Annotated in this window: 19 protein-coding genes; 10 read left to right on the top strand and 9 right to left on the bottom strand. The window is 72.8% G+C overall.

Annotated features, from left to right (window positions below):
- Positions 1–41 precede the first annotated feature (41 nt).
- The 7 genes from ABTX62_RS26340 (at position 42) to ABTX62_RS26310 (ending at position 5761) form a co-directional block, all read left to right on the top strand.
- Positions 42–293, top strand: a complete 252-nt coding sequence (locus ABTX62_RS26340) for a YkoF family thiamine-binding protein (protein ID WP_283971571.1) — start codon at positions 42–44, stop codon at positions 291–293.
- Positions 294–343: 50 nt separating this feature from the next.
- Positions 344–655 carry a helix-turn-helix domain-containing protein gene (locus tag ABTX62_RS26335; RefSeq protein WP_051715218.1) on the top strand — a complete coding sequence of 104 codons (312 nt, stop codon included), beginning with the start codon at positions 344–346 and terminating at the stop codon, positions 653–655.
- 133 nt (positions 656–788) lie between these two features.
- Positions 789–1298 (top strand): 2-oxo-4-hydroxy-4-carboxy-5-ureidoimidazoline decarboxylase, encoded by a 510-nt coding sequence (gene uraD, locus ABTX62_RS26330; RefSeq protein WP_352118525.1) that lies wholly within the window; start codon positions 789–791, stop codon positions 1296–1298.
- Positions 1299–1305: 7 nt separating this feature from the next.
- Complete coding sequence (gene uraH, locus ABTX62_RS26325; protein WP_352118524.1) at positions 1306–1695, top strand: hydroxyisourate hydrolase; 390 nt, start codon at positions 1306–1308, stop codon at positions 1693–1695.
- Positions 1696–1701: 6 nt separating this feature from the next.
- On the top strand, positions 1702–2625 hold the full coding sequence (pucL, locus tag ABTX62_RS26320) for a factor-independent urate hydroxylase (RefSeq protein ID WP_283971567.1): 924 nt from the start codon (positions 1702–1704) through the stop codon (positions 2623–2625).
- A gap of 108 nt (positions 2626–2733) precedes the next feature.
- Positions 2734–4113: an 8-oxoguanine deaminase gene (locus tag ABTX62_RS26315; RefSeq protein WP_352118523.1), complete on the top strand. Its 1380-nt coding sequence runs from the start codon at positions 2734–2736 to the stop codon at positions 4111–4113.
- A gap of 259 nt (positions 4114–4372) precedes the next feature.
- Positions 4373–5761 (top strand): nucleobase:cation symporter-2 family protein, encoded by a 1389-nt coding sequence (locus ABTX62_RS26310; RefSeq protein WP_352118522.1) that lies wholly within the window; start codon positions 4373–4375, stop codon positions 5759–5761.
- Between the two features lie 525 nt (positions 5762–6286).
- Here ABTX62_RS26310 and ABTX62_RS26305 read toward each other — a convergent pair.
- From ABTX62_RS26305 to ABTX62_RS26295, 3 genes are all read right to left on the bottom strand, one after another.
- Positions 6287–6709 (bottom strand): acyl-CoA thioesterase, encoded by a 423-nt coding sequence (locus tag ABTX62_RS26305; protein ID WP_352118521.1) that lies wholly within the window; start codon positions 6707–6709, stop codon positions 6287–6289.
- 58 nt (positions 6710–6767) lie between these two features.
- Positions 6768–7397 (bottom strand): hypothetical protein, encoded by a 630-nt coding sequence (locus tag ABTX62_RS26300; protein WP_352118520.1) that lies wholly within the window; start codon positions 7395–7397, stop codon positions 6768–6770.
- 104 nt (positions 7398–7501) lie between these two features.
- Positions 7502–8710, bottom strand: coding sequence for a pyridoxal phosphate-dependent aminotransferase (locus tag ABTX62_RS26295; RefSeq protein ID WP_352118519.1), 1209 nt, complete (start codon positions 8708–8710; stop codon positions 7502–7504).
- Positions 8711–8797: 87 nt separating this feature from the next.
- Between ABTX62_RS26295 and ABTX62_RS26290 the strand changes: the two genes are divergently transcribed.
- Positions 8798–9424, top strand: coding sequence for a winged helix-turn-helix transcriptional regulator (locus tag ABTX62_RS26290; RefSeq protein WP_352118518.1), 627 nt, complete (start codon positions 8798–8800; stop codon positions 9422–9424).
- Between the two features lie 410 nt (positions 9425–9834).
- Here the strand turns inward: ABTX62_RS26290 and ABTX62_RS26285 are convergent, their stop codons facing one another.
- Genes ABTX62_RS26285 through ABTX62_RS26275 form a run of 3 tightly spaced genes read right to left on the bottom strand, consistent with a single transcriptional unit; the run spans position 9835 to position 13429 of the window.
- Positions 9835–10626, bottom strand: a complete 792-nt coding sequence (locus ABTX62_RS26285; RefSeq protein WP_352118517.1) for a hypothetical protein — start codon at positions 10624–10626, stop codon at positions 9835–9837.
- Positions 10626–11891, bottom strand: a complete 1266-nt coding sequence (locus ABTX62_RS26280) for a VWA domain-containing protein (RefSeq protein WP_352118516.1) — start codon at positions 11889–11891, stop codon at positions 10626–10628. Before ABTX62_RS26280 ends, ABTX62_RS26285 begins: the two co-directional genes overlap by 1 nt.
- 44 nt (positions 11892–11935) lie before the next feature.
- On the bottom strand, positions 11936–13429 hold the full coding sequence (locus tag ABTX62_RS26275; RefSeq protein WP_352118515.1) for an IucA/IucC family protein: 1494 nt from the start codon (positions 13427–13429) through the stop codon (positions 11936–11938).
- A 101-nt stretch (positions 13430–13530) separates the two neighbouring features.
- Here ABTX62_RS26275 and ABTX62_RS26270 point away from each other — a divergent pair, with 101 nt between their 5' ends.
- On the top strand, positions 13531–15081 hold the full coding sequence (locus tag ABTX62_RS26270; RefSeq protein WP_352118514.1) for an IucA/IucC family protein: 1551 nt from the start codon (positions 13531–13533) through the stop codon (positions 15079–15081).
- 63 nt (positions 15082–15144) lie between these two features.
- Positions 15145–15516 carry a (2Fe-2S) ferredoxin domain-containing protein gene (locus ABTX62_RS26265; protein WP_352118513.1) on the top strand — a complete coding sequence of 124 codons (372 nt, stop codon included), beginning with the start codon at positions 15145–15147 and terminating at the stop codon, positions 15514–15516.
- Here the strand turns inward: ABTX62_RS26265 and ABTX62_RS26260 are convergent.
- The 3 genes from ABTX62_RS26260 to ABTX62_RS26250 all read right to left on the bottom strand — a co-directional run bounded on the left by ABTX62_RS26260 (position 15511) and on the right by ABTX62_RS26250 (position 19586).
- Positions 15511–15930, bottom strand: coding sequence for a universal stress protein (locus ABTX62_RS26260; RefSeq protein ID WP_352118512.1), 420 nt, complete (start codon positions 15928–15930; stop codon positions 15511–15513). The genes ABTX62_RS26265 and ABTX62_RS26260 overlap by 6 nt on opposite strands.
- A 2-nt stretch (positions 15931–15932) precedes the next feature.
- A complete protein-coding gene (locus ABTX62_RS26255) occupies positions 15933–17432 on the bottom strand; it encodes an APC family permease (RefSeq protein WP_352118511.1) in 1500 nt (499 codons plus the stop codon).
- Between the two features lie 81 nt (positions 17433–17513).
- Positions 17514–19586 (bottom strand): iron ABC transporter permease, encoded by a 2073-nt coding sequence (locus tag ABTX62_RS26250; protein ID WP_352118510.1) that lies wholly within the window; start codon positions 19584–19586, stop codon positions 17514–17516.
- Position 19587 lies beyond the last annotated feature (1 nt).

Raw genomic sequence — 19587 nt, 5'->3', positions numbered from 1 at the left:
GGGGCTGCCGGAAAGCCCGCCCCGCGCGTTAGGTTGAGGGCGTGCGACTGAGAGTGGAGTTCACGACCGAGCCGTTCGACCTGGACGAGGCGCCCGCGCACGCGGTGGTGGCCCGTGAGGTCGTGGAGGCCGCCGAGCTGGACGCCGTGGACGTGGGCCCGTTCGGCAACACCGCGGAGGGTGGCTCCGACGCGGTGCTCACCGCCGTGGACGCCCTGCTCCGCAAGGCGCTGGAGGCCGGCGCCACCCGGGTCTCGCTCCAGGTCAACGTGGTCGGGGAGGGCGAGGCGTGAGCGGCGGGGACGAGCCGTTCATCGCGGCCGTCAAGCCCCTGGTCGACGCCATGGGCGGCGAGATGATCCCGCCCGACGAGGCCGGCCCCGACGACGTCGTCCTCGCCTGGGAGGGCCGGGACGCCGTCGCCGTACGCCTGCCACAGCTCGCGGACTCCCTCGATCACATCCTGGCCGCCATGGAGCGCCGCAAGGGCATGCCGCTGGCCGACCTGGACCGCAGGGCCAAGCAGGAGGTCGTACGGATACTCGAGGCGCGCGGCGCCTTCTCCGTACGGCACGGGGTGGAGACCGTGGCGAGCGCCCTCGGCGTCAGCCGCTTCACCGTCTACAACTACCTCAACCGGGAAAAGGGGGCCTGACCGGACCCGCGCGGCGCCGTCGGGTTTCGCGCCCCCGAATTTTCAACAAACTGTTGACGTGCTGTCGCGGAAGGGCGTTAGCTATCGGCACGCCCGTTCAGCACGAAGGCCGCAACCGGCCACGGAGGCTCCCGTGACGTCCACTTCCACGCCGCCGGGCCTGGCCCGCTTCAACACGCTCGAGGAGCACGCGGCGCTCGCCGCACTCCACGAGGCGTGCGCCTCCACGGCGTGGGCGAAGCGGGTGCTGGCCGCCCGCCCATACGCCACCGGCGAGGACCTGTACGCCGCCAGCGACGCCGCCATGGCGGAGCTGACGGCCGCCGACCTCGACGAGGCGATGGCCGGCCACCCGCCCATCGGCCGACCCGAGCCCGGTGACCCCACCTCGGCACGGGAGCAGCGCGGTATGGCCGGCGCCCCCGACGCGCTCAAGGCGGAGATGCTGGAGCTGAACCTCGCCTACCAGGAGAAGTTCGGTCATGTCTTCCTGATCTGCGCCACCGGCCGCACCGGCGAGCAGATGCGCGACGCGGTCAGGGAACGGATCGGCAACACGCCGGAGCGGGAGCGGGAGATCGTCCGCAGTGAACTGGGGAAGATCAACCGCATCCGTCTGGCCCGACTCGTCGAAGAGGACTGACAGCAGCATGAGCACCTCCGCCACCGCGTCCGTGTCCACGCACATCCTGGACACCAGCCTCGGCCGCCCCGCCGGCGGCGTCGCCGTCCACGTCTGCGCCCGCACCGGCCGGACCGCGGACTGGCAGGCGCTCGGCGGCTCCGCGACCGACGCGGACGGGCGGTGCAAGGACCTGCCGGCGCTGCCGGAGGGCACCACCCACGTACGGCTCGACTTCGCGGTCGAGCCGTACTTCGAGAAGAAGCAAGCCGATGCGCAGCAGGACGCCCCCGCGAATCGGGACAGCGGTGCGTTCTTTCCCGAGGTGGCGATCACCTTCGCCGTAGAGCCCGGTGAGCACTACCACGTACCGCTGCTGCTCAACCCGTTCGGCTACTCCGTATACCGAGGGAGCTAGCTAGAGATGCCCACGATTCTTGGACAGAACCAGTACGGCAAGGCCGAGAACCGAGTCGTCAAGATCACGCGGGACGGCGCCACCCACCACATCAAGGACCTGAACGTCTCCGTCGCACTGAGCGGCGACATGGACGAGGTCCACTACTCCGGCTCGAACGCCCACGTCCTGCCGACCGACACCACCAAGAACACGGTGTACGCGTTCGCCAAGGAGCACGGCATCGAGTCCGCCGAGCAGTTCGGCATCCACCTCGCCCGGCACTTCGTCACCAGCCAGGAGCCGATCCACCGGGCCCGGATCCGCATCGAGGAGTACGCCTGGGAGCGGATCGAGGCCTCAGACGCCAACTCGCGGTTCATCGGCGCCGACGAGGTCAAGCACTCCTTCGTCCGCACAGGCCAGGAGACGCGGCTGACGCAGATCACCTACGACGGTGAGCGGTGGGAGGTCGTCTCGGGCCTGAAGGACCTCGTCGTGATGAACTCGACCAACTCCGAGTTCTGGGGCTACGTCAAGGACAAGTACACGACGCTGAAGGAGGCCTACGACCGCATCCTGGCCACCGAGGTATCCGGCCGCTGGCGGTTCAACTGGACCGACGACGAGCAGCGCATGCCCCACTGGGAGAAGTCCTACGAGCAGGTGCGCAAGCACATGCTCCAGGCCTTCGCCGAGACCTACTCGCTGTCGCTGCAGCAGACGCTGTACCAGATGGGTTCGCGGATCATCAACCACCGCAGTGAGATCGACGAGGTCCGCTTCTCCCTCCCGAACAAGCACCACTTCCTGGTGGACCTGGAGCCGTTCGGGCTGAAGAACGACAACGAGGTGTACTACGCCGCCGACCGCCCCTACGGCCTGATCGAGGCGACGATCCTCAGGGACGGCTGCGAGGCGCGGATCCCCGTGGACCTCACCAACCTCTGACGTTCCCCTCTTTCGGCACCCGTGGCCGGGGAACCCCCTCCCGGCCACGGCACTCAAAACTCCCAGGGTCCTGCCGTGCCCCCTCCACCTCAGCGCAAAGGACGAACCATGGCAGCAGACCGGCGCATCGTCATCGAGAACTGCGCGATCGCGACCGTCGACGGACACGACACCGAGTACGCCTCCGGGCACGTCGTCATCGCCGGCAACCGCATCGAATCCCTCGGCGCGGGCCCCGCCCCCGAGGGCCTGGAGGACGTGGCCCGCCGCATCGACGCCGCCGGTCACCTCGTGACCCCCGGCCTGATCAACACCCACCACCACTTCTACCAGTGGATCACCCGCGGCCTGGCCACCGATCACAACCTCTTCGACTGGCTCGTCGCGCTGTACCCCACGTGGGCGCGCATCGACGAACCGATGGTCCGCGCGGCGGCCCAGGGCTCCCTCGCGATGATGGCCCGCGGCGGCGTCACCACCGCCATGGACCATCACTACGTCTTCCCGCACGGCTCCGGCGACCTGTCCGGCGCGATCATCGGCGCCGCCCGCGACATGGGCGTCCGCTTCACCCTCGCCCGCGGCTCCATGGACCGCAGCGAGAAGGACGGCGGCCTGCCCCCGGACTTCGCCGTGGAGAGCCTCGACGGCGCGCTCGCCGCCACCGAGGAGACCGTGCGCCGGCACCACGATCCCTCCTTCGACGCCATGACCCAGGTCGCCGTCGCGCCCTGCTCGCCCTTCTCCGTCTCCACCGAACTGATGCGCGACGGAGCCCAATTGGCCCGCCGCCTCGGTGTACGGCTCCACACCCACGGCTCGGAGACCGTGGAGGAGGAGAAGTTCTGCCACGAACTGTTCGGCATGGGCCCGACCGACTACTTCGAGTCCACCGGCTGGCTCGGCGAGGACGTGTGGATGGCGCACTGCGTCCACATGAACGACTCCGACATCGCCGCCTTCGCCCGCACCGGGACCGGCGTCGCGCACTGCCCCTCCTCCAACGCCCGACTCGCCGCCGGTATCGCCCGCGTCCCCGACATGCTCGCGGCCGGTGTCCCCGTCGGCCTCGGCGTCGACGGCACCGCCTCCAACGAGTCCGGTGAACTCCACACCGAGCTGCGCAACGCCCTCCTCGTCAACCGCCTCGGCGCACACAAGGAGACCGCCCTGAACGCCCGTCAGGCGCTGCGCCTGGGCACCTACGGCGGCGCCCAGGTCCTGGGCCGGGCCGCGGAGACCGGCTCCCTGGAACCCGGCAAGCTCGCCGACCTGGTGCTGTGGAAGCTGGACACGCTCGCCCACGCCTCCATCGCCGACCCGGTGACCGCGCTGGTCTTCGGCGCCGCCGCCCCCGTCACCGCCTCCTTCGTGGACGGCCGGCAGATCGTCGAGGACGGGCGGCTGCTCACGGCCGACGAGGACGCCATCGCCCGCGCCACGCGGGACGAGGCACAGCGCCTGGCGCGGATCGCCGCCGAGGCCTGACCACCCGGATACTCCGGCCGGGAGGGACGGCTCCCGGCCGGCGGCCGTGGACCCGAGCGGGGACCACGGCGGTCGTCTCCGGGGCGCGCGTGCACGCGCGCCCCGGAACGGTCACTACCGTCCGCCGCGCGTCCGGTCCCTCCCCCGAGCTCTCGACTCCGCTCGAGCAGGGAGGCACCCCCAGCCCACCCGCACCACCTCCCTGACACCCACGGTGGCCCTCGGGCTCAGCCGTGTAACCGACCGGAGGGACGCCGCCGTGGCCGACCACCCCGTTGACGAGAAACTCCCCGCGCTCAACATGGCGACGACCGGCCTGCAACACGTGGCCGCCATGTACGCGGGCGTCGTCGCCCCGCCCCTGATCGTCGGCGCGGCCATCGGCCTCACCGCCACCGACCTGACCTTCCTCACCGGCGCCTGCCTGTTCACCGCCGGCCTCGCCACCTTCCTGCAGACCCTCGGCATCTGGAAGATCGGCGCCCGGCTGCCGTTCGTCAACGGCGTCACCTTCGCCGGTGTCGCCCCGATGACCGCGATCGTCGCCTCCACCGAGGACAAGTCCGACGCCCTGCCGATCATCTTCGGCGCGGTCATCGTCGCCGGACTCCTGGGCTTCCTCACCGCCCCCGTCTTCTGCAAGGCGGTCCGCTTCTTCCCGCCCGTGGTCACCGGCACGGTCATCACCCTGATCGGCATATCGCTGCTCCCGGTCGCCTTCGGCTGGGCGCAGGGCGCGAACCCGGCCGCACACGACTACGGTTCGGCGACCAACCTGGGGCTGGCCGCCGTCACGCTGCTGATCGTGCTGCTCCTGCGCCGCTTCACCACCGGCTTCGTCAAACAGATCGCCGTGCTGCTCGGTCTGGTGATCGGCACGCTGATCGCGATCCCGTTCGGAGCCACGGACTTCGGTCCCGTCACGGACGCGGCCGTCATCGGCTTCCCGACCCCCTTCCACTTCGGCGCCCCGCAGTTCCAGCTCGCCGCGATCATCTCGATGTGCGTGGTGATGGTGGTGTCGATGACCGAGTCGACCGCCGACATGCTGGCGCTGGGCGAGATCGTCGACCGCCCCGCCGACGAGAGGACCATCGCGGCCGGCCTGCGCGCCGACACCCTCGGCTCCGCGATCAGCCCCCTCTTCAACGGCTTCATGTGCAGCGCCTTCGCACAGAACATCGGCCTGGTCGCCATGACGAAGATCCGCAGCCGGTACGTCGTCGCCGCCGGCGGCGGGTTCCTGGTGCTGATGGGCCTGTGCCCGATGGCGGCCTCGCTGATCGCCGTCGTACCCCGCCCGGTGCTCGGCGGGGCGGGCGTGGTCCTGTTCGGCTCGGTCGCCGCCAGCGGCATCCAGACCCTGGTCCGGGCCGCCCTGGACAAGGACGACAACGTCCTGATCGTGGCGGTCTCCCTGGCCGTCGGCATCATCCCCATCACGGCCCCGGAGTTCTACCACTCCTTCCCGGAGACGGCCCGGATCGTCCTGGACTCGGGCATCTCGACGGGCTGTGTGGCGGCCGTGCTGCTCAACCTGGTCTTCAACCACCTGGGCGGGGGCGGCCGGGACGCCCACGAGGTGACCCACCCGATGGAGGCGGGCGGGGAACTCACGGGCGCTCCCCGGACCCCGGCCGCGCCCTGAGCCCACCGGACTCCGCTCGGGCTTCTGCCCCGGTCAACCGATGTTGACCGGGGGGTCAGGGGACGAGGGGAAGACCGCCCGATGAACCACGCGGCCGAGGTGTTCCAGCCGTTGCGGGCGGACGATCCGCCCGCGGTCGCCGGGTACCGCCTCGCGGCCCGGCTCGGCTCGGCTCGGCTCGGCCCGGCTCGGCTCGGCTCGGCTCGGCTCGGCCCGGCTCGGTCCGGCTCGGCTCGGCTCGGTCCGGCCCGGCTCGGTCCGGCTCGGCTCGGCTCGGTCCGGCCCGGCCCGGCTCGGTCCGGCTCGGCTCGGCTCGGTCCGGCCTGGCTCGGCTCGGTCCGGCTCGGCTCGGCTCGGTCCGGCCCGGCGCCGGCGGCATGGGCCGGGTCCGCGGCGGCCGGCAGCGAGAGCTGCGTCAAACCCTCCAACGGGGACATCGCCCTGCTCGTGCTCCGGACCGAGCAGACCGCCCTGTCCGAAACTCGCCGCCCTCACGGTGGACATGACGATCTGCCGGGACGCCGCCTACAGCCCGAACATCCCCGGATCAGCCGCCAGCTTCCTGAAGACACCGGCGGGATCGGCGACCAGCTTGCGCTTCTCGAGGTCCAGGATCCCGCCGACCGCCGTGATCTCGGCGGCCACCGTGCCGTCGGCCTTCAGAACGGCCTGCTCGATCCGGAACGTCTTGCCGCCGCCCCACTCGAAGGCGCAGGTCACCTCGGCCTCGTCACCCGCGAGCAGCTCGCGTTTGTAGCGGATGGTCGTCTCCAGGGCGACCGGGCCCACGCCGCTGCCGATGAGCGCGGACTGGCTGATCCCCGCGGCCCGGAGCAGCGACCAGCGGGCATGCTCCGCGTAGTTCAGGTAGACCGCCTGGTTGAGATGCCCCTGCACGTCCGTCTCGTATCCACGGACGGTCACAGGGACGGAAAACGGCTCGCTCACGGCTTCCCCTTCGGATACTCGTGCCCTGCCCGACGATCCACCGATCTTGGCATGCCCATCACGCCCGGCGCGGAGAAGCCAGCAGATACCGGCCCCCGGTGCGCGGCTCACGATGCTCGCTCACCTGCCAGCCCGCGCCTTCCAGGGTGGCCGCGCAGGCCCGCAGCGCCTCGCCGTCCACCTCGTGCACGGCGACGGCCTCCGGCTGCGGCGTCTCCCGCACGCGGTACCCCCCGCCCCGCTGCCCCGCAGGGCGGTGCCCGGAGGCCTCCAGGGCCAGCGCGGCGGCCTGCGCCAGATGCGCACGCTCCCAGCCGCACGGCCGGTCCACGGCCTGGTCCGGGTTGGTCATGCGGCGCAGCTCCAGCAGCCCCTGCCAGGCGCTGTGCACCTCGCGGCGCCGGGCGGGCCCGGCCTCGGTCGCGCCCTCCTCACCGCCGACGCGCGCGGCGAACACGCCCGTCGGTGCGGGGGTCTCTCCGGTGGGCTCGGGGGCCCTGGTGATGCCCTGCCGCACCCGGTGCCCCTCCGGGGTCAGGAAGTGGTCGTGCGGCGGCCGGGGGTGACGGAAGGCGAGGCCCCGCTTCGCCAGTGCCGTGAGCTGCGACTCCGTGCCCCTCAGGCGCCCGGTGACGGGGTCGGCTGCGTCGATGACACGCCGCTGCGCGGCGGTCGGCGGTCGGGTCACGGCGTGCTCCTCTCCGGCCTCGGACAGGCCCCGGGGCCACGGGCCCCACCTGCTCGAAGGCTACGACCCGCCACTGACAACCGCGCCGGTCACCACCCGGCCCCCTACTGCCGGTACCCGCCGAGGAACCGCCCGATCCGGCCGATCGCCGCCTCCAGATCGTCCGCGTGCGGCAGGGTCAGGATGCGGAAGTGGTCCGGGGCCGGCCAGTTGAAGCCCGTGCCCTGGACCACCTGGATCTTCTCCCGCAGCAGCAGGTCCAGGACGAACCGCTCGTCGTCGTGGATCTTGTGCACCTTGGGGTCGAGCCGCGGGAAGGCGTACAGCGCGCCCTTGGGCTTCACGCAGGTCACGCCGGGGATCTCGTTGAGCATCCGCCACGCCACGTCCCGCTGCTCCAGCAGCCGACCGCCGGGTGCGGTCAGCTCGCGGATGGACTGCCGGCCGCCGAGCGCGGCCTGGATGGCGTACTGGGCGGGCGCGTTGGCGCACAGCCGCATGGAGGCCAGCATGGTGAGGCCCTCCAGGTAGTCCTTCGCGTGCTGCCTCGGGCCCGTGACCACCAGCCAGCCGGAGCGGAAGCCCGCGACGCGGTAGGTCTTGGACAGGCCGCAGAAGGTGAGGACCACCAGGTCGGGGGCGAGGGCGGCGGCCGAGTGGTGCACGGCGTCGTCGTAGAGGATCTGGTCGTAGATCTCGTCGGCGAAGACCATGAGGCCGTGCCGCCGGGCGAGGTCGAGGATGCCCTCGACGATCTCCTTCGGGTAGACCGCGCCGGTGGGGTTGTTCGGGTTGATGATCACGACCGCCTTCGTCCGGTCTGTGATCTTCGACGCCATGTCGTCGAGGTCGGGGTACCAGTCGGCCTGCTCGTCGCACAGGTAGTGGACCGCCTTGCCGCCCGCGAGGGTCGTCACCGCCGTCCAGAGGGGGAAGTCGGGGGCGGGGACGAGGACCTCGTCGCCGTCCTCGACGAGCGCCTGCACGGCCATCGACACCAGCTCCGAGACGCCGTTGCCGAGGAAGACGTCGTCGACGCCGACCTCCAGGCCGAGGGTCTGGTAGCGCTGGGCGACCGCGCGGCGGGCGGAGAGGATGCCGCGCGAGTCGGTGTAGCCGTGCGCCTGCGGCAGGATCCGGATCATGTCCTGGAGGATCTCCTCCGGCGCCTCGAACCCGAAGAGCGCCGGGTTGCCGGTGTTCAGGCGCAGCACGCTGTGGCCCGCCTCCTCCAGCGCGTCGGCGTGCTCTATCACCGGGCCGCGGATCTCGTAACAGACCTCGCTCAGCTTGCTCGACTGCCGGAACTCCATGCGCTGCTTCCCCTCTGGCGACTGGTGGTGCTTGGTTTTACCAAGTAGCCGCTTGGAAAGTCCAACAAGTTGTCTAGACTGCGTCGCATGCCACCTCGCCGAAGCTACGACCAGTACTGCTCCGCCGCCCGCGCCCTCGACCTGGTCGGCGACCGCTGGACCCTGCTGATCGTCCGGGAGCTCCTCGCCGGTCCCCGTCGCTACACCGACCTGCACGCGGATCTGCCCGGCGTCAGCACGGACGTACTCGCCTCGCGCCTGAAGGACATGGAGCGCGACGGCCTCGCGACCCGGCGCCGGCTGCCGCCGCCCGGTGCGGCGTACGTGTACGAAGTCACCCCGCGCGGGAGGGAGTTGCTTCCCGTGTTGCAGGCGCTGGGGGAGTGGGGCCAGGCGGAGCTCGGGCAGCGCCGGCCGACGGACGCGGTGCGGGCGCACTGGTTCGCCCTGCCCCTGCTGCGCCTGCTGGACGGTGCGGGTCTCGTCGAAGTCCGCCTGGAGGAAGGCCTGTTCCATCTGTACACCGGCGCCGAGGAGGGGCCCCTGTACGGCGACGGGCCCGCACCCCGCGAGCCGGACACGCGACTCCTCCTGGACACCGCCACGTGCACGGCCGTCGCCCGCGGTGAGCTGAGCCTCCGCCACGCCGTGCGGGAGGGCCGGGTGGCGGTGAGCGGCGACGGCCCCGTCGCCAAGGCGCTGCGCGAGGCATGACGGAAGGCCCGCCGGTGGCGGGCCTTCCGCGGGTTGATGAGCCAGGCTGGTCGGAGTGAAGGCGGATCGGGTGAGATCCGGTCGGAGTGAAGGCGGATCAGGCTGCCCGGTCGGAGCGAAGACGGATCAGACTAGGCCGGTCGGACCGAAGGCGGATCGGGTGGGGTCGGCCGGGCCGAAGGCGGATCAGGCTGGCCGGTCGGAGCGAAGACGGATCAGACTAGGCCGGTCGGACCGAAGGCGGATCGGGTGAGATCCGGTCGGAGTGAAGGCGGATCAGGCTGGCCGGTCGGAGCGAAGACGGATCAGACTAGGCCGGTCGGAGTGAAGGCGGATCGGGTGAGGTCGGCCGGACCGCAGGCGGATCAGGTGAGGCCGGTCGAACCGAAGGCCGATCGAGTGAGGGCCCGTCAGGCGCTCGGCGGCACCCGGGACGGCCGCCCCGTCCCGCGCGTCAGCGCGTACCCGCCGACACCCGCCAGCGCGGCGAGGATCCCGCCGGCCGCGGTCCACACCCACCGGTCAGACCACCAGCCGGACGCCCAGCCGTCCTCGGGTTCGAGACCGGCCAGCACCGCCGCGTCCCCCCGCTCCCGCCCGGGCTTCGTGGCGGCCCCCGGCACCAGCGGCTCGGCGAGCGAGCCGTCCACCGCCGCGGAGCCGCCGATGTCCTTGGAGTCCACCCGCACCTCACTGCCGACCGGGAGACCGAGGTCGGCGGTGGCGACACCGGTGGCCGTCAGCCGCACGTAGTACGTGCCCGGCAGCGGGTCGTTCGCCCACGGCTCCGACCAGGCGCGGACCGTGCGCAGGACGCAGGCCAGCTCCACGGAGGACGTGCCCGCCGCCGCGGTGCGCGTCTGCGCCCCGTACTGGCAGGCCTGACGGCGGCGCAGACCGTCGTACACGTCGAGCTGCCAGGTCTGGGAGCCGTGGGTCTGCGGCAGCTTCACCGTCGCCTCGACCGTGGGACGCTGTCCGGTGTCGGCGGGGAACGACCAGTACAGGTAGTCGCCCGTGGAACCGCCGGCCGTGGCCGACTGCCCCTGCTCGATCTCCGTCGCCGTACGGAACGACGTGCCGGCCCGTGTGGGGGCCGCTGCGCCGTCCTGCGACGGGCTCGGCGAGGCGTCGGCCGCCGCCGGGGCGACCGCCACCCCGAGGGTCAGCAACGCCGCACTCAACACTCGTACCATCCGCATCAGTTGGTCCTCCAGACCGCGACCCGCCAGCGCGACAGCCAGCCCCAGACGAGACCGGCGAGGAAGCCGGCGAGGATCAGCACACCGAGCAGCCACCAGCCGCGGCCGAGGCCGAAGGCGGCCACATCGCCCGCCTGGCTCGGGGCGTCCACGACGTCCACCGTCAGCTCCAGCGGCAGACCGGGCGTGGTCTTCACACCCGGGGCCGCCGAGAAGGAGTGCGCGACGGCGAGGCAGACCGCCTCGGCGGGGGCGTCCTCGTCGTCGCTCTCGGCCTTCGGGTAGCGCAGACCCGTCGAGATGACGTCCGTACGGCCGGTGCCCGCCGCCTCGCCGCGCACGATCTCGCGGCCCTTCGACGTCACGGCCCGCAGCAGAACGCCGTAGCCGGGGCTCACCGCACGGTCCGCGGCGACGCTCACCGAGGCGCGCAGCTCCTGACCCGGCCGCACGGCCACCCGGTACCAGCGCTGCTGCCCGAACTCCTCGCGGTCGGTGTACAGGCCCGACTTCAGCGTCGGCGCCCCGACGCACCGGTCGGCACCCCGCGCCGGCACCGGCGTCACCACCGGATCGGCCGCCCGGTCCACCAACTGGTTGACACGGTCGGTGAGTTGGTCCTGGTGCTCGATCGAGGTGTACGTACCGCCGGTGGCCTCCGCGATGCAGCTCAGCTGCCGGCTCAGCTTGGCGGTCGGCACCAGGCCCAGCGTGTCGATGGTCAGGCCGATGCCCTTCGCCGCGATCTCCCGGGCCACCTCGCACGGGTCGAGCGGGGCGCAGGTGTCCTCGCCGTCGCTGATGAGCACGATGCGCTTGGAACCGTTGCCGCCGTCCAGGTCACCGGCCGCCTTCAGCAGGGCCGGACCGATCGGCGTCCAGCCCGTCGGGCGGAGCGTGGCGACGGCCGTCTTGGCCTCCGTGCGGTCGAGCGGACCGACCGGGTAGAGCTGCGCGGTGTCCTCGCAGCCCCTCTTCCGGTCGTCTCCCGGGTAGTTCGCGCCGAGCGTGCGGATGCCGAGTTCGACCTCCTCGGGCGTCGCGTCGAGCACTTCGTCGAACGCCTGCTTCGCTGCGGCCATCCGCGACTGCCCGTCGATGTCCCGGGCCCGCATCGAGCCGCTCACATCGAGGACGAGATCGACCTTGGGGGCGTCCTGGCCCGTGGGTTCACCGGCGGCCGCCCCGGCCGGGAAGGCGAGCCCGGCCGTCAGCGCGGCGAGCAGGGCACAGACCCCTGCCGCCAGCCGTGTTCTTGTGATCATCGCCGGATCCTATTGATCACCCCGCTCCGGCTCCAAAACGAAGGTCAGTGCAGCGGATTGGGGAGTTCCGCCCACTGGTCCCCGGGGCTGCGGGGTGAGAGCCGCATCAGCGTCAGCGCCTTCGTGGGCAGCGGATCCGCGCACAGGGCCGCGAGATCGGTGCTGCGCGGCAGATCCCGCACCGCCGTCTCCAGGGCCGCTCCCAGCACCGCGCCCGATCCGGCCGTGCCGGCCAGCGCGCCCGCCACCAGCGAGCCGAACAGCTTGCGGCGGAGCGCGCGTTCGTCGTCCGTGACCATGCGGGCGGGCAGTTCGGGCATCGTGATGCCGTGCCGGGCGAGGCGGGCCGGGCTGACGCGGATGTCGGCCAGGTCGCGGTAGACGAGCCGCAGCGGATCACCCGCCGCGGAGAGGACCACCAGGAGGTTCTGGCCGTGCGCCTCCAGGGCCACGCCCAGCTCCAGCAGCCGCAGCCCGACCGTGAGGGCGAGCCGTGCGAAACCGGCCAGCCAGGCGGGTGATCGGGAGAGGTCGGTGGTGGCGAGCGCCGCCACCGGCAGGACCCGCTCGCCGCTGCCCGCGTACGTCTGCGGCGACTCCCGCAGGACGGCCGCGAAGTCGGGGGAGCCGGCCGCCGCCGCGCCCAGGGTGCGGATGACGTGCAGCAGGCCGTCCGTGCGCGCCGCCGGTGTCCCGGCGAAATCCGACAGCACCGCCGACGCGGCCACCGAGGGCAGGGAGATGTCCCGCACCGAGGACGTCAGCCGGGCGCTCAGCGAGGTCTTCACCTGCGGCCCGCCGGGCAGGGCGAGCGTCCGCAGGGACATCAGCGGATGCGCGGGGCGCCGCTCCTCGCAGGTCCGCTTCAGCACGTGCGCCGCCTGCCACGGATGCACCGGCAGCACCACCCGCCCCCCGTCCCGCAGTTCGCCCGGCCACACGCCCGTCACCAGGCACTCCTCGGCCCGGACCGGCACCAGCCCGAGCTCCACGACGGGCCGGTGCTCGGGCCCGTAGGCGAGTTGCTCGGCCACCGAGAAACCGGGCCGGGACCGGCAGGTCGGGTGGAACGGATGCCCGTCGACGATCCGCTGCTCCCACTCCCAGTCGCTCTCGGGCCAGTCGTCCCCGCCGCCCTCCTGCCCGGCCCGCGACAGCGCCAACGAGGCCACGCTGTGCCCGAGTTCGGCGGCGAAGGAAGCGGAGTGCGGTACGGCGAGGTCCGTCATCAGCCGCGCCGGATCCTCGTACGCCGTCCGGTCGAGCCGTACGGCGGTGACGTGGGCGCCGGTCGCGTACGGGTCCGGCCGGGGGCCGTGCAACCGGCGACCGTCCGGCAGGAACAGTGTCAGCCCGTCCCCCGACCGCTCCCCGCGGGTGATCCAGGGCAGCGGATCATGGGCGAGACCGCGCCACAGCCGGGACAGCACGGCCGCCCGGGCGCCGGGCAGTTCGGCCTCGTACCGCGGCAGCAGGCCGGGCCGTACGACGGACAGCTCGTCGGCGACCTCGGTCTCGGCGGTGGGGGGACGGTGCACGGGAGGGCTCCTCGGGTACGAATAGGGGCGTCACAGCGGAATGGCGACGACCGACATACTGATCATCTCCGCCCGGAACGCTGGAAGGACCGTAGGGACGAGTGGAACGCGTGGACCTCATGCCCCCGCCCGCCGACGACGACTCGGCCCACGGCGACTGCGCCCACGGCGAAAGCGCGGCCGTCGGCGCCCTCGCCGACGCCTGTGCCGCCGTGCCCCTGCTGAACTGCCTGCTGCGGGAGGTGGCCCGGCCGGTGCGCCGGGAGGGCGAACACCGCGTCTACCGGCTGCCCGGCGGGGACCGCCTCCTGCGGGTGCGCGGGACACGGCGGCCCGCCGAACCGGAGATGTGGGCGGCGGGCGCCTGGCACCGCCTCGGCCACACCGAGCTGGTCAAGATCGTCGCCGAGGAACTGCGCCGGCACACCGGGATGTCCAACCACGAACTGCCCGCCGAGATGCTCGACAGCCGCGACGCCGTGGCCGCCCTGCTCGCCGCCCGGGCCCGGGCCACCCCGCCCGGCGACCTCTACCTGCGCTCCGAGCAGTCCCTCCTGACCGGGCACACCCACCACCCCGCCCCCAAGGCGCGCGGCGGCGGCCCCGCCGCCGGGTGGCTGCCGTACGCGCCCGAGGCGTACGCCCACTTCCCGGTGGCCCTGCTCGGCCTGCGGGAGGACGCCGTCGTCGAGGAGGGGGACACCTCCGCCCTCGACGCCCTCGGCACGGCCCCGCCCGGCTACCGCCTGCTCCCGGCCCACCCCTGGCAGCTGGACCTGGCCGGTCCGGAGCTCGCCGCCGCCTTCGCCGACGGCAGGCTCGTCCGGCTCGGCACGACCGCCTTCGACACCTGGCCCACGGCCGCGATCCGCACCCTCTACACGCCCGAGCACGACCTGTTCCTGAAGTTCAGCCTGGACGTGCGCATCACCAACGACATCCGCCGCCTGTGGCGCCACGACCTGCTCGCCCTGCGCCGGACCGACGCCACCGTCCGCTCCGCCTTCGAGACGTTCGACGGGCCCCCGGCATGGCTCGGCGACCGCGGATACCGCACCGCCGGCTTCGCCTTCGAGGCCCTGGCCGTCCTCGTCCGCGACGGCTTCGGCGGCCGTCTCCTGCCCGGCGCGACCCCGCTGCTCGCCGCCGGTCTCGTCGAGGGCTTCGACGGCAGTCCGCTCGACCGGGCCCCCGACCCCGGGGCCTGGTGGGCGGCGTACCTGGCGCAGGTGGTGCCCCCGGCCCTGACGGCGTTCGCCGAGCACGGTGTCGTCATCGAGGCTCACCTCCAGAACACCCTGGTCGCGGTGGACGCCGACGGTCTGCCGGTGCAGGCGCTGTACCGGGACGCCGAGGGCGTGAAGCTGCTGCCGGACGTGTCCCGGCAGGCCGGCTGGGAGCGGCTCGTGTACTGCCTGGTCGTCAACCACCTGCTGGAGATCGCCGGCGCCCTCGCCGAACGCCACCCCGGCTTCGACCCCTGGCCCGCCGCGCGCCGCGAACTCGCCCGTCACGCTCTCCCCGAGATCCCCGCCCTGCTCACCTCACCGACCCTGCCCGCCAAGACCAACCTGCTGCTGCGCTGGACGGGCGCGGACGGCGCCGACGCCCGCTACCGGCCGCTGCCCAACCCGCTCGGGGAGGGGACCTGACCCGCGGGGTCCGGGCGCCCGCGTGACATGATCATCACCACACGCACAGAGGGAGGGCGCGACATGTCCGCGACGCCGGACGCGGGGGTTCCCTGCCGCATCGTCGTCTGCCGGGACTGCTGCTGCGGCACCCGCAAGATCAGAGGCGTCGATCACGCCGCCCAGACCGAGCGCCTGCGCGAGGCGGCGCCGGTGCGCGTCTCCGACTGCCTCGACGTCTGCGACCAGGCCAACGTCATCGTCGTCCAGCCGTCCGCCGCGGGCCGGGCAGCCGGAGGCCGCCCGGTGTGGCTGGGCCTGGTCAACGACCCGGCGGCCACCGAGGACGTCGTCTCCTGGGTCCGGGAGGGCGGCCCCGGCGTCGTCCCGGTGCCCGACATCCTCGGCCTGTACGTCTTCACACCGCACACCGGGCGAGGCGCCGGCTCCTCATGACCCGGCCGCCGGCACGCACAGCACCGGCACGCTCGACAGGTGCGGCAGCTTGTGCGGGGTGGAGCCCGGCAGCGCTCCGCGCACCGGGCTCTCGCCCCACGTACCCACCACGATGACCCTGGCCGCGTGGCGTGCCGCGGCGTCGAGGAGTGCCTGCGCGGGCCGCTCGTCGATGAGTTCCACCGAGGTCCGCACCCCGGCCTCGTCGGCCACCCGGACCGCACGGCCGAGCGCGGTGCTGCCCGCCTCGCGGACGGCCTCGTGATGGGCGCCGTACTCCTCGCCCGTGACGCCGGGGGCGGCGACGCCGTAGACGATCACCAGCGGTTCGTCGTACGCCGCCGCCACCTCGATGGCCACCCGCAGGGCGCTCAGGGCGCCCGGGGACTCGTCGTAGCCGAGGACCACCGACATCTTCAGGACTCTTTGCCGTCGACGAGGTGCGGGTCGACCACGCTCGGGTGTTCCGACCAGAAGGCGGGCGCCGTCAGCCGCCGCACGATCATGAGGACGACACCGACGACGAGGATGCCGATCCCGATGACGAGCGGCGGCCCGAGCCCGAACCAGGAGACGCCGCTGTAGGAGTTCCCGGGATCGGACATGTCCGCCACGGATTCCACCAGCAGCCACGCCAGCAGCCCCGCACCGATCAGCGGGCCGAGACCGATCAGGAAGAAGGTGCGGACACTGCGGGTGAGTTGGCGGCGGTAGTAGACCGCACAGGCCAGTCCCGTGAGCGCGTAGTAGAAGGCGATCAGCAGGGACAGCGCCGTGAGGGAGTCGAAGAGGGCGTTCTCACTGGCGTGGTAGAGGACGAGGTACCAGGCGATGGCGATGCCGGCGACCCACCAGGTGCTCACGTCGGGGGTGCGGAAGCGTGGGTGGATGCGGGCGAAATGCGCGGGCAGTGCGTGCCGGCGTGCCATGGACAGGCCCGTGCGCGACGCCGGGATGATCGTCGTCTGCGTGGAGGCGAGCGCGGACGTCGAGACCGCCAGCAGGACGACCCAGTCCCAGCCGCCCATGGCCTCCTCGGCGAGCAGGGCGAAGATGAACTCCTCCTCCGCCGCGTTCTCGGCGAGGAAGTCGGTACCGGCGTAGGCCACGACCGCGAAGGCGACCGCGAGGTAGGTCACCAGCAGCAGCACCGTCGACCAGACGGCCGCCCTGCCGGGGGCGGTGGCGGAGTTCTCCACCTCCTCGGTGAGGTTGACCGCCGACTCCCACCCCCAGTAGATGAACACGCCCAGCAGCAGGGCGGCGGTCAGTGACGCCCCGCCGGCCCCGAACGGATCGAGCCAGCCGAACTCCGGATCGATGGCGTCGAGGGTGCCGGTGCCGGCGTGGACGCGGTGGAGCGCCACCACGGCGAAGGCGAGCAGACAGACGACCTGCGCCAGGATGAGGACGTTCTGCACCTTGGCCGACACCTCGGTGCCGATCACACAGACGGCCGTCATCACCAGGATGAGCAGCACCGTCAGCACCTGCCGCACCGCGTCGTCCTCGGCCCAGCCGTCCAGGCCGAGGGCGAGCAGGAAGAACGTCACGGCGACGTCCGCGAGCGACCCGACGACGAGGACGCCGGTCATCGTGATGGCCCAGCCGCCGAGCCAGCCCGCCCACGGCCCCATGGCGCGGGTGACCCAGGAGAACGTCGTGCCGCAGTCCTGATCGGCCTTGTTGAGGTAGTAGAACGCCGACGCGATCAGCAGCATGGGCACGAACGACGCGAGCATCACCCCGGGGGCGTGGATGCCCACCAGCGCCACGATCGGGCCGATGACCGCCGCCACGGAGTACGCGGGGGAGGTCGCGTTGAGGCCGATGACCAGCGCGTCGACGAACCCGATCGCACCCGGCTTCAGGCTCGCCTCCGGGGGCGGGCCCGGGTCCGTGATGTCCTTGGCCATGCTCCCTCGCTCCCCGTGGATGTGGATCCATACAACAGGCAGTCGCGGGGGGTTGTGGCTATTGATGCCCTTTGAGGAGGGTCATGTCGAACGCCGGCTCCGCACCAGCAGCCGCAGGAAGTACGGCGTGCCGATCACCGCCGTCATCAGGCCGGCGCCCAACTGGGCCGGTGCGATGACGGTGCGGCCCAACAGGTCCGCCGTGCAGACGAGCGCGGCGCCCAGCAGGACGGCGACCGGCACGACCCGTACGTGCCGCCGGCCCACCAGGGCCCGGGCCGCGTGCGGCGCCACCAGGCCCACGAAGCCGATCGTGCCGGCCGAGGCGACGGCGGTCGCGGCGAGCAGCACACCCAGCACCAGGAACCCCAGCCTGGCCGGCGGCAGTCCGAGGCCGAGCAGCCGCGGGGTGTCCTCGTCCAGGGAGACGAGATCCAGTTCGGTGCGCCGGGCGAGCGCGACGACCAGGCCCAGCGCCAGCACCAGTGCCACGGGCAGGACGTCCGCCGTGGTCCGCCCGTACGTCGAACCGGACAGCCAGGTCAGCGCCTTGGTGGCGTTGAACGGGTCGGTGAGCACGATGAGCAGGCTGATCAGGGCCGTGGTGCCGGCGGCCATGCCGATGCCGACGAGGACCAGCCGGTTCTGCCGGTAGCCGCCCCGGGCGGACAGCCCGAAGACGACGGCGGAGGCCAGCGCGGCACCCGCGAAGGCGGCACCCGCGATGCCCCAGGATCCGACGGCGGGCACGGTGGTGACCAGCAGGACGGCGCCCAGCGCCGCGCCGCCGGAGACGCCCAGCACCCCGGGTTCCGCGAGGGGGTTGCGGGTCACGGCCTGCACCAGCGCACCGGCCAGGGCGAGGGAGGCGCCCGCGCACAGGGCCGCGAGCACGCGGGGCACGCGGGTGTCCAGGACGAACGAGACGGTCTGCCCGGCCCGCCCCTGGAGCCAGTTGGCGACATCGCCGAGCAGGAGCTTGCTGTCGCCCAGCAGGACGCCGGCCAGCGCGACGCCGACGACTGCGGCGACGAGCGCGGACAGGGTGACGAGGAACGCCGTCCGGCTCGGGATGCGCAGCCGGTCGGGGGCGTCGGCCCCGGCGGTGTCCGGCAGCCGCAGGGCCGTCACCACCAGGAAGACGGCGCCGACCAGGCTGGTGACGATGCCCGTGGGAACGGCCACGGCCGTGTCCGCCGGGACGAGGGCGCGCAGCAGCACGTCCGACCCGAGGACCAGTCCGGCACCGGCCAGACCGGCCACGGGCAGGACCGCCCGGGCACGGACGAAGCCCCGGAACCGGCGGGCGAGCGGACGGACCAGCGCGGGTGCGCACAGGCCGACGAAGCCGATGGGCCCGGCCAGGGTGACGGCCGCCGCGGACAGCAGCGCCGCCAGCACCACCACCGTGACGCGGGTGGCGCGCACCGGGACCCCCAGCCCGCGCGCGGCGTCGTCCCCGAGGGCCAGTGCGTCGACCCGGCGGGCGACCAGCAGCAGCCCGGCGAGCCCCACCAGGGCGACGGGGAGCATCTGCAGGACGCCGTCGAAGCCGTTCTGGCTGATGCTGCCCTGGTTCCACTGGTAGAGGCCCTCCGTCTGCAGCGGGAAGAGCAGGAGCAGCCCCTCCGTGACGGAGTTCAGGCCCAGTGCGAGCGCGGTACCGGCGAGAACCAGCCGTACGGTGCCCGTGCCGAGGCCGGACAGGGCGAGCACGACGGCGGCGGCCGCCAGCCCGCCCGCGAAGGCGACACCCGAGGAGGCGAGCAGCGGCAGGGAGACGCCGGTCGCGCCGACCAGCCCGAGCGCCAGGTACGAACCGGCGTTCACCGCGAGGGTGTCGGGCGAGGCCAGCACATTGCGGCTGACGGCCTGGAGGACCGCGCCCGCGATGCCGAGCACGACGCCGACGAGGATGCCGGCGGTCATCCGCGGCAGCCGGGAGGCGACGACCACGGACGCGTCGCCCGGATCGGCCTGCCCGGTCAGGGCCTTGAACACCTGCGCCGGCCCGACGGCGGCGGTGCCCTGGGTGATGTCGACGACGGCGAGGGCGGCGACGAGGAGGACGAGCCCGGCCGTCACCGCGGCCGCACCCGTCCGGGACGCGGCCGCCGGCGGACGGGTGGCGGGGGGTGCTTCGGTGACGGCCACG

It is taken from the genome of Streptomyces sp. NPDC096046, assembly GCF_040303285.1.
In the GTDB taxonomy this organism is placed as follows: Bacteria; Actinomycetota; Actinomycetes; order Streptomycetales; family Streptomycetaceae; genus Streptomyces.
This window is presented reverse-complemented; position numbering and strand designations above follow the sequence as displayed.

Excerpts from the sequence above, each read along its gene's own strand:
- ABTX62_RS26335 (WP_051715218.1), top strand. The coding sequence starts at position 344 with ATGGGCGGCGAGATGATCCCGCCCGACGAGGCCGGCCCCGACGACGTC.
- uraH (WP_352118524.1), top strand. The coding sequence starts at position 1,306 with ATGAGCACCTCCGCCACCGCGTCCGTGTCCACGCACATCCTGGACACC.
- pucL (WP_283971567.1), top strand. The coding sequence starts at position 1,702 with ATGCCCACGATTCTTGGACAGAACCAGTACGGCAAGGCCGAGAACCGA.
- ABTX62_RS26315 (WP_352118523.1), top strand. The coding sequence starts at position 2,734 with ATGGCAGCAGACCGGCGCATCGTCATCGAGAACTGCGCGATCGCGACC.
- ABTX62_RS26295 (WP_352118519.1), bottom strand. The coding sequence starts at position 8,710 with ATGGAGTTCCGGCAGTCGAGCAAGCTGAGCGAGGTCTGTTACGAGATC.
- ABTX62_RS26290 (WP_352118518.1), top strand. The coding sequence starts at position 8,798 with ATGCCACCTCGCCGAAGCTACGACCAGTACTGCTCCGCCGCCCGCGCC.
- ABTX62_RS26285 (WP_352118517.1), bottom strand. The coding sequence starts at position 10,626 with ATGCGGATGGTACGAGTGTTGAGTGCGGCGTTGCTGACCCTCGGGGTG.
- ABTX62_RS26280 (WP_352118516.1), bottom strand. The coding sequence starts at position 11,891 with ATGATCACAAGAACACGGCTGGCGGCAGGGGTCTGTGCCCTGCTCGCC.
- ABTX62_RS26265 (WP_352118513.1), top strand. The coding sequence starts at position 15,145 with ATGTCCGCGACGCCGGACGCGGGGGTTCCCTGCCGCATCGTCGTCTGC.
- ABTX62_RS26260 (WP_352118512.1), bottom strand. The coding sequence starts at position 15,930 with ATGTCGGTGGTCCTCGGCTACGACGAGTCCCCGGGCGCCCTGAGCGCC.
- ABTX62_RS26255 (WP_352118511.1), bottom strand. The coding sequence starts at position 17,432 with ATGGCCAAGGACATCACGGACCCGGGCCCGCCCCCGGAGGCGAGCCTG.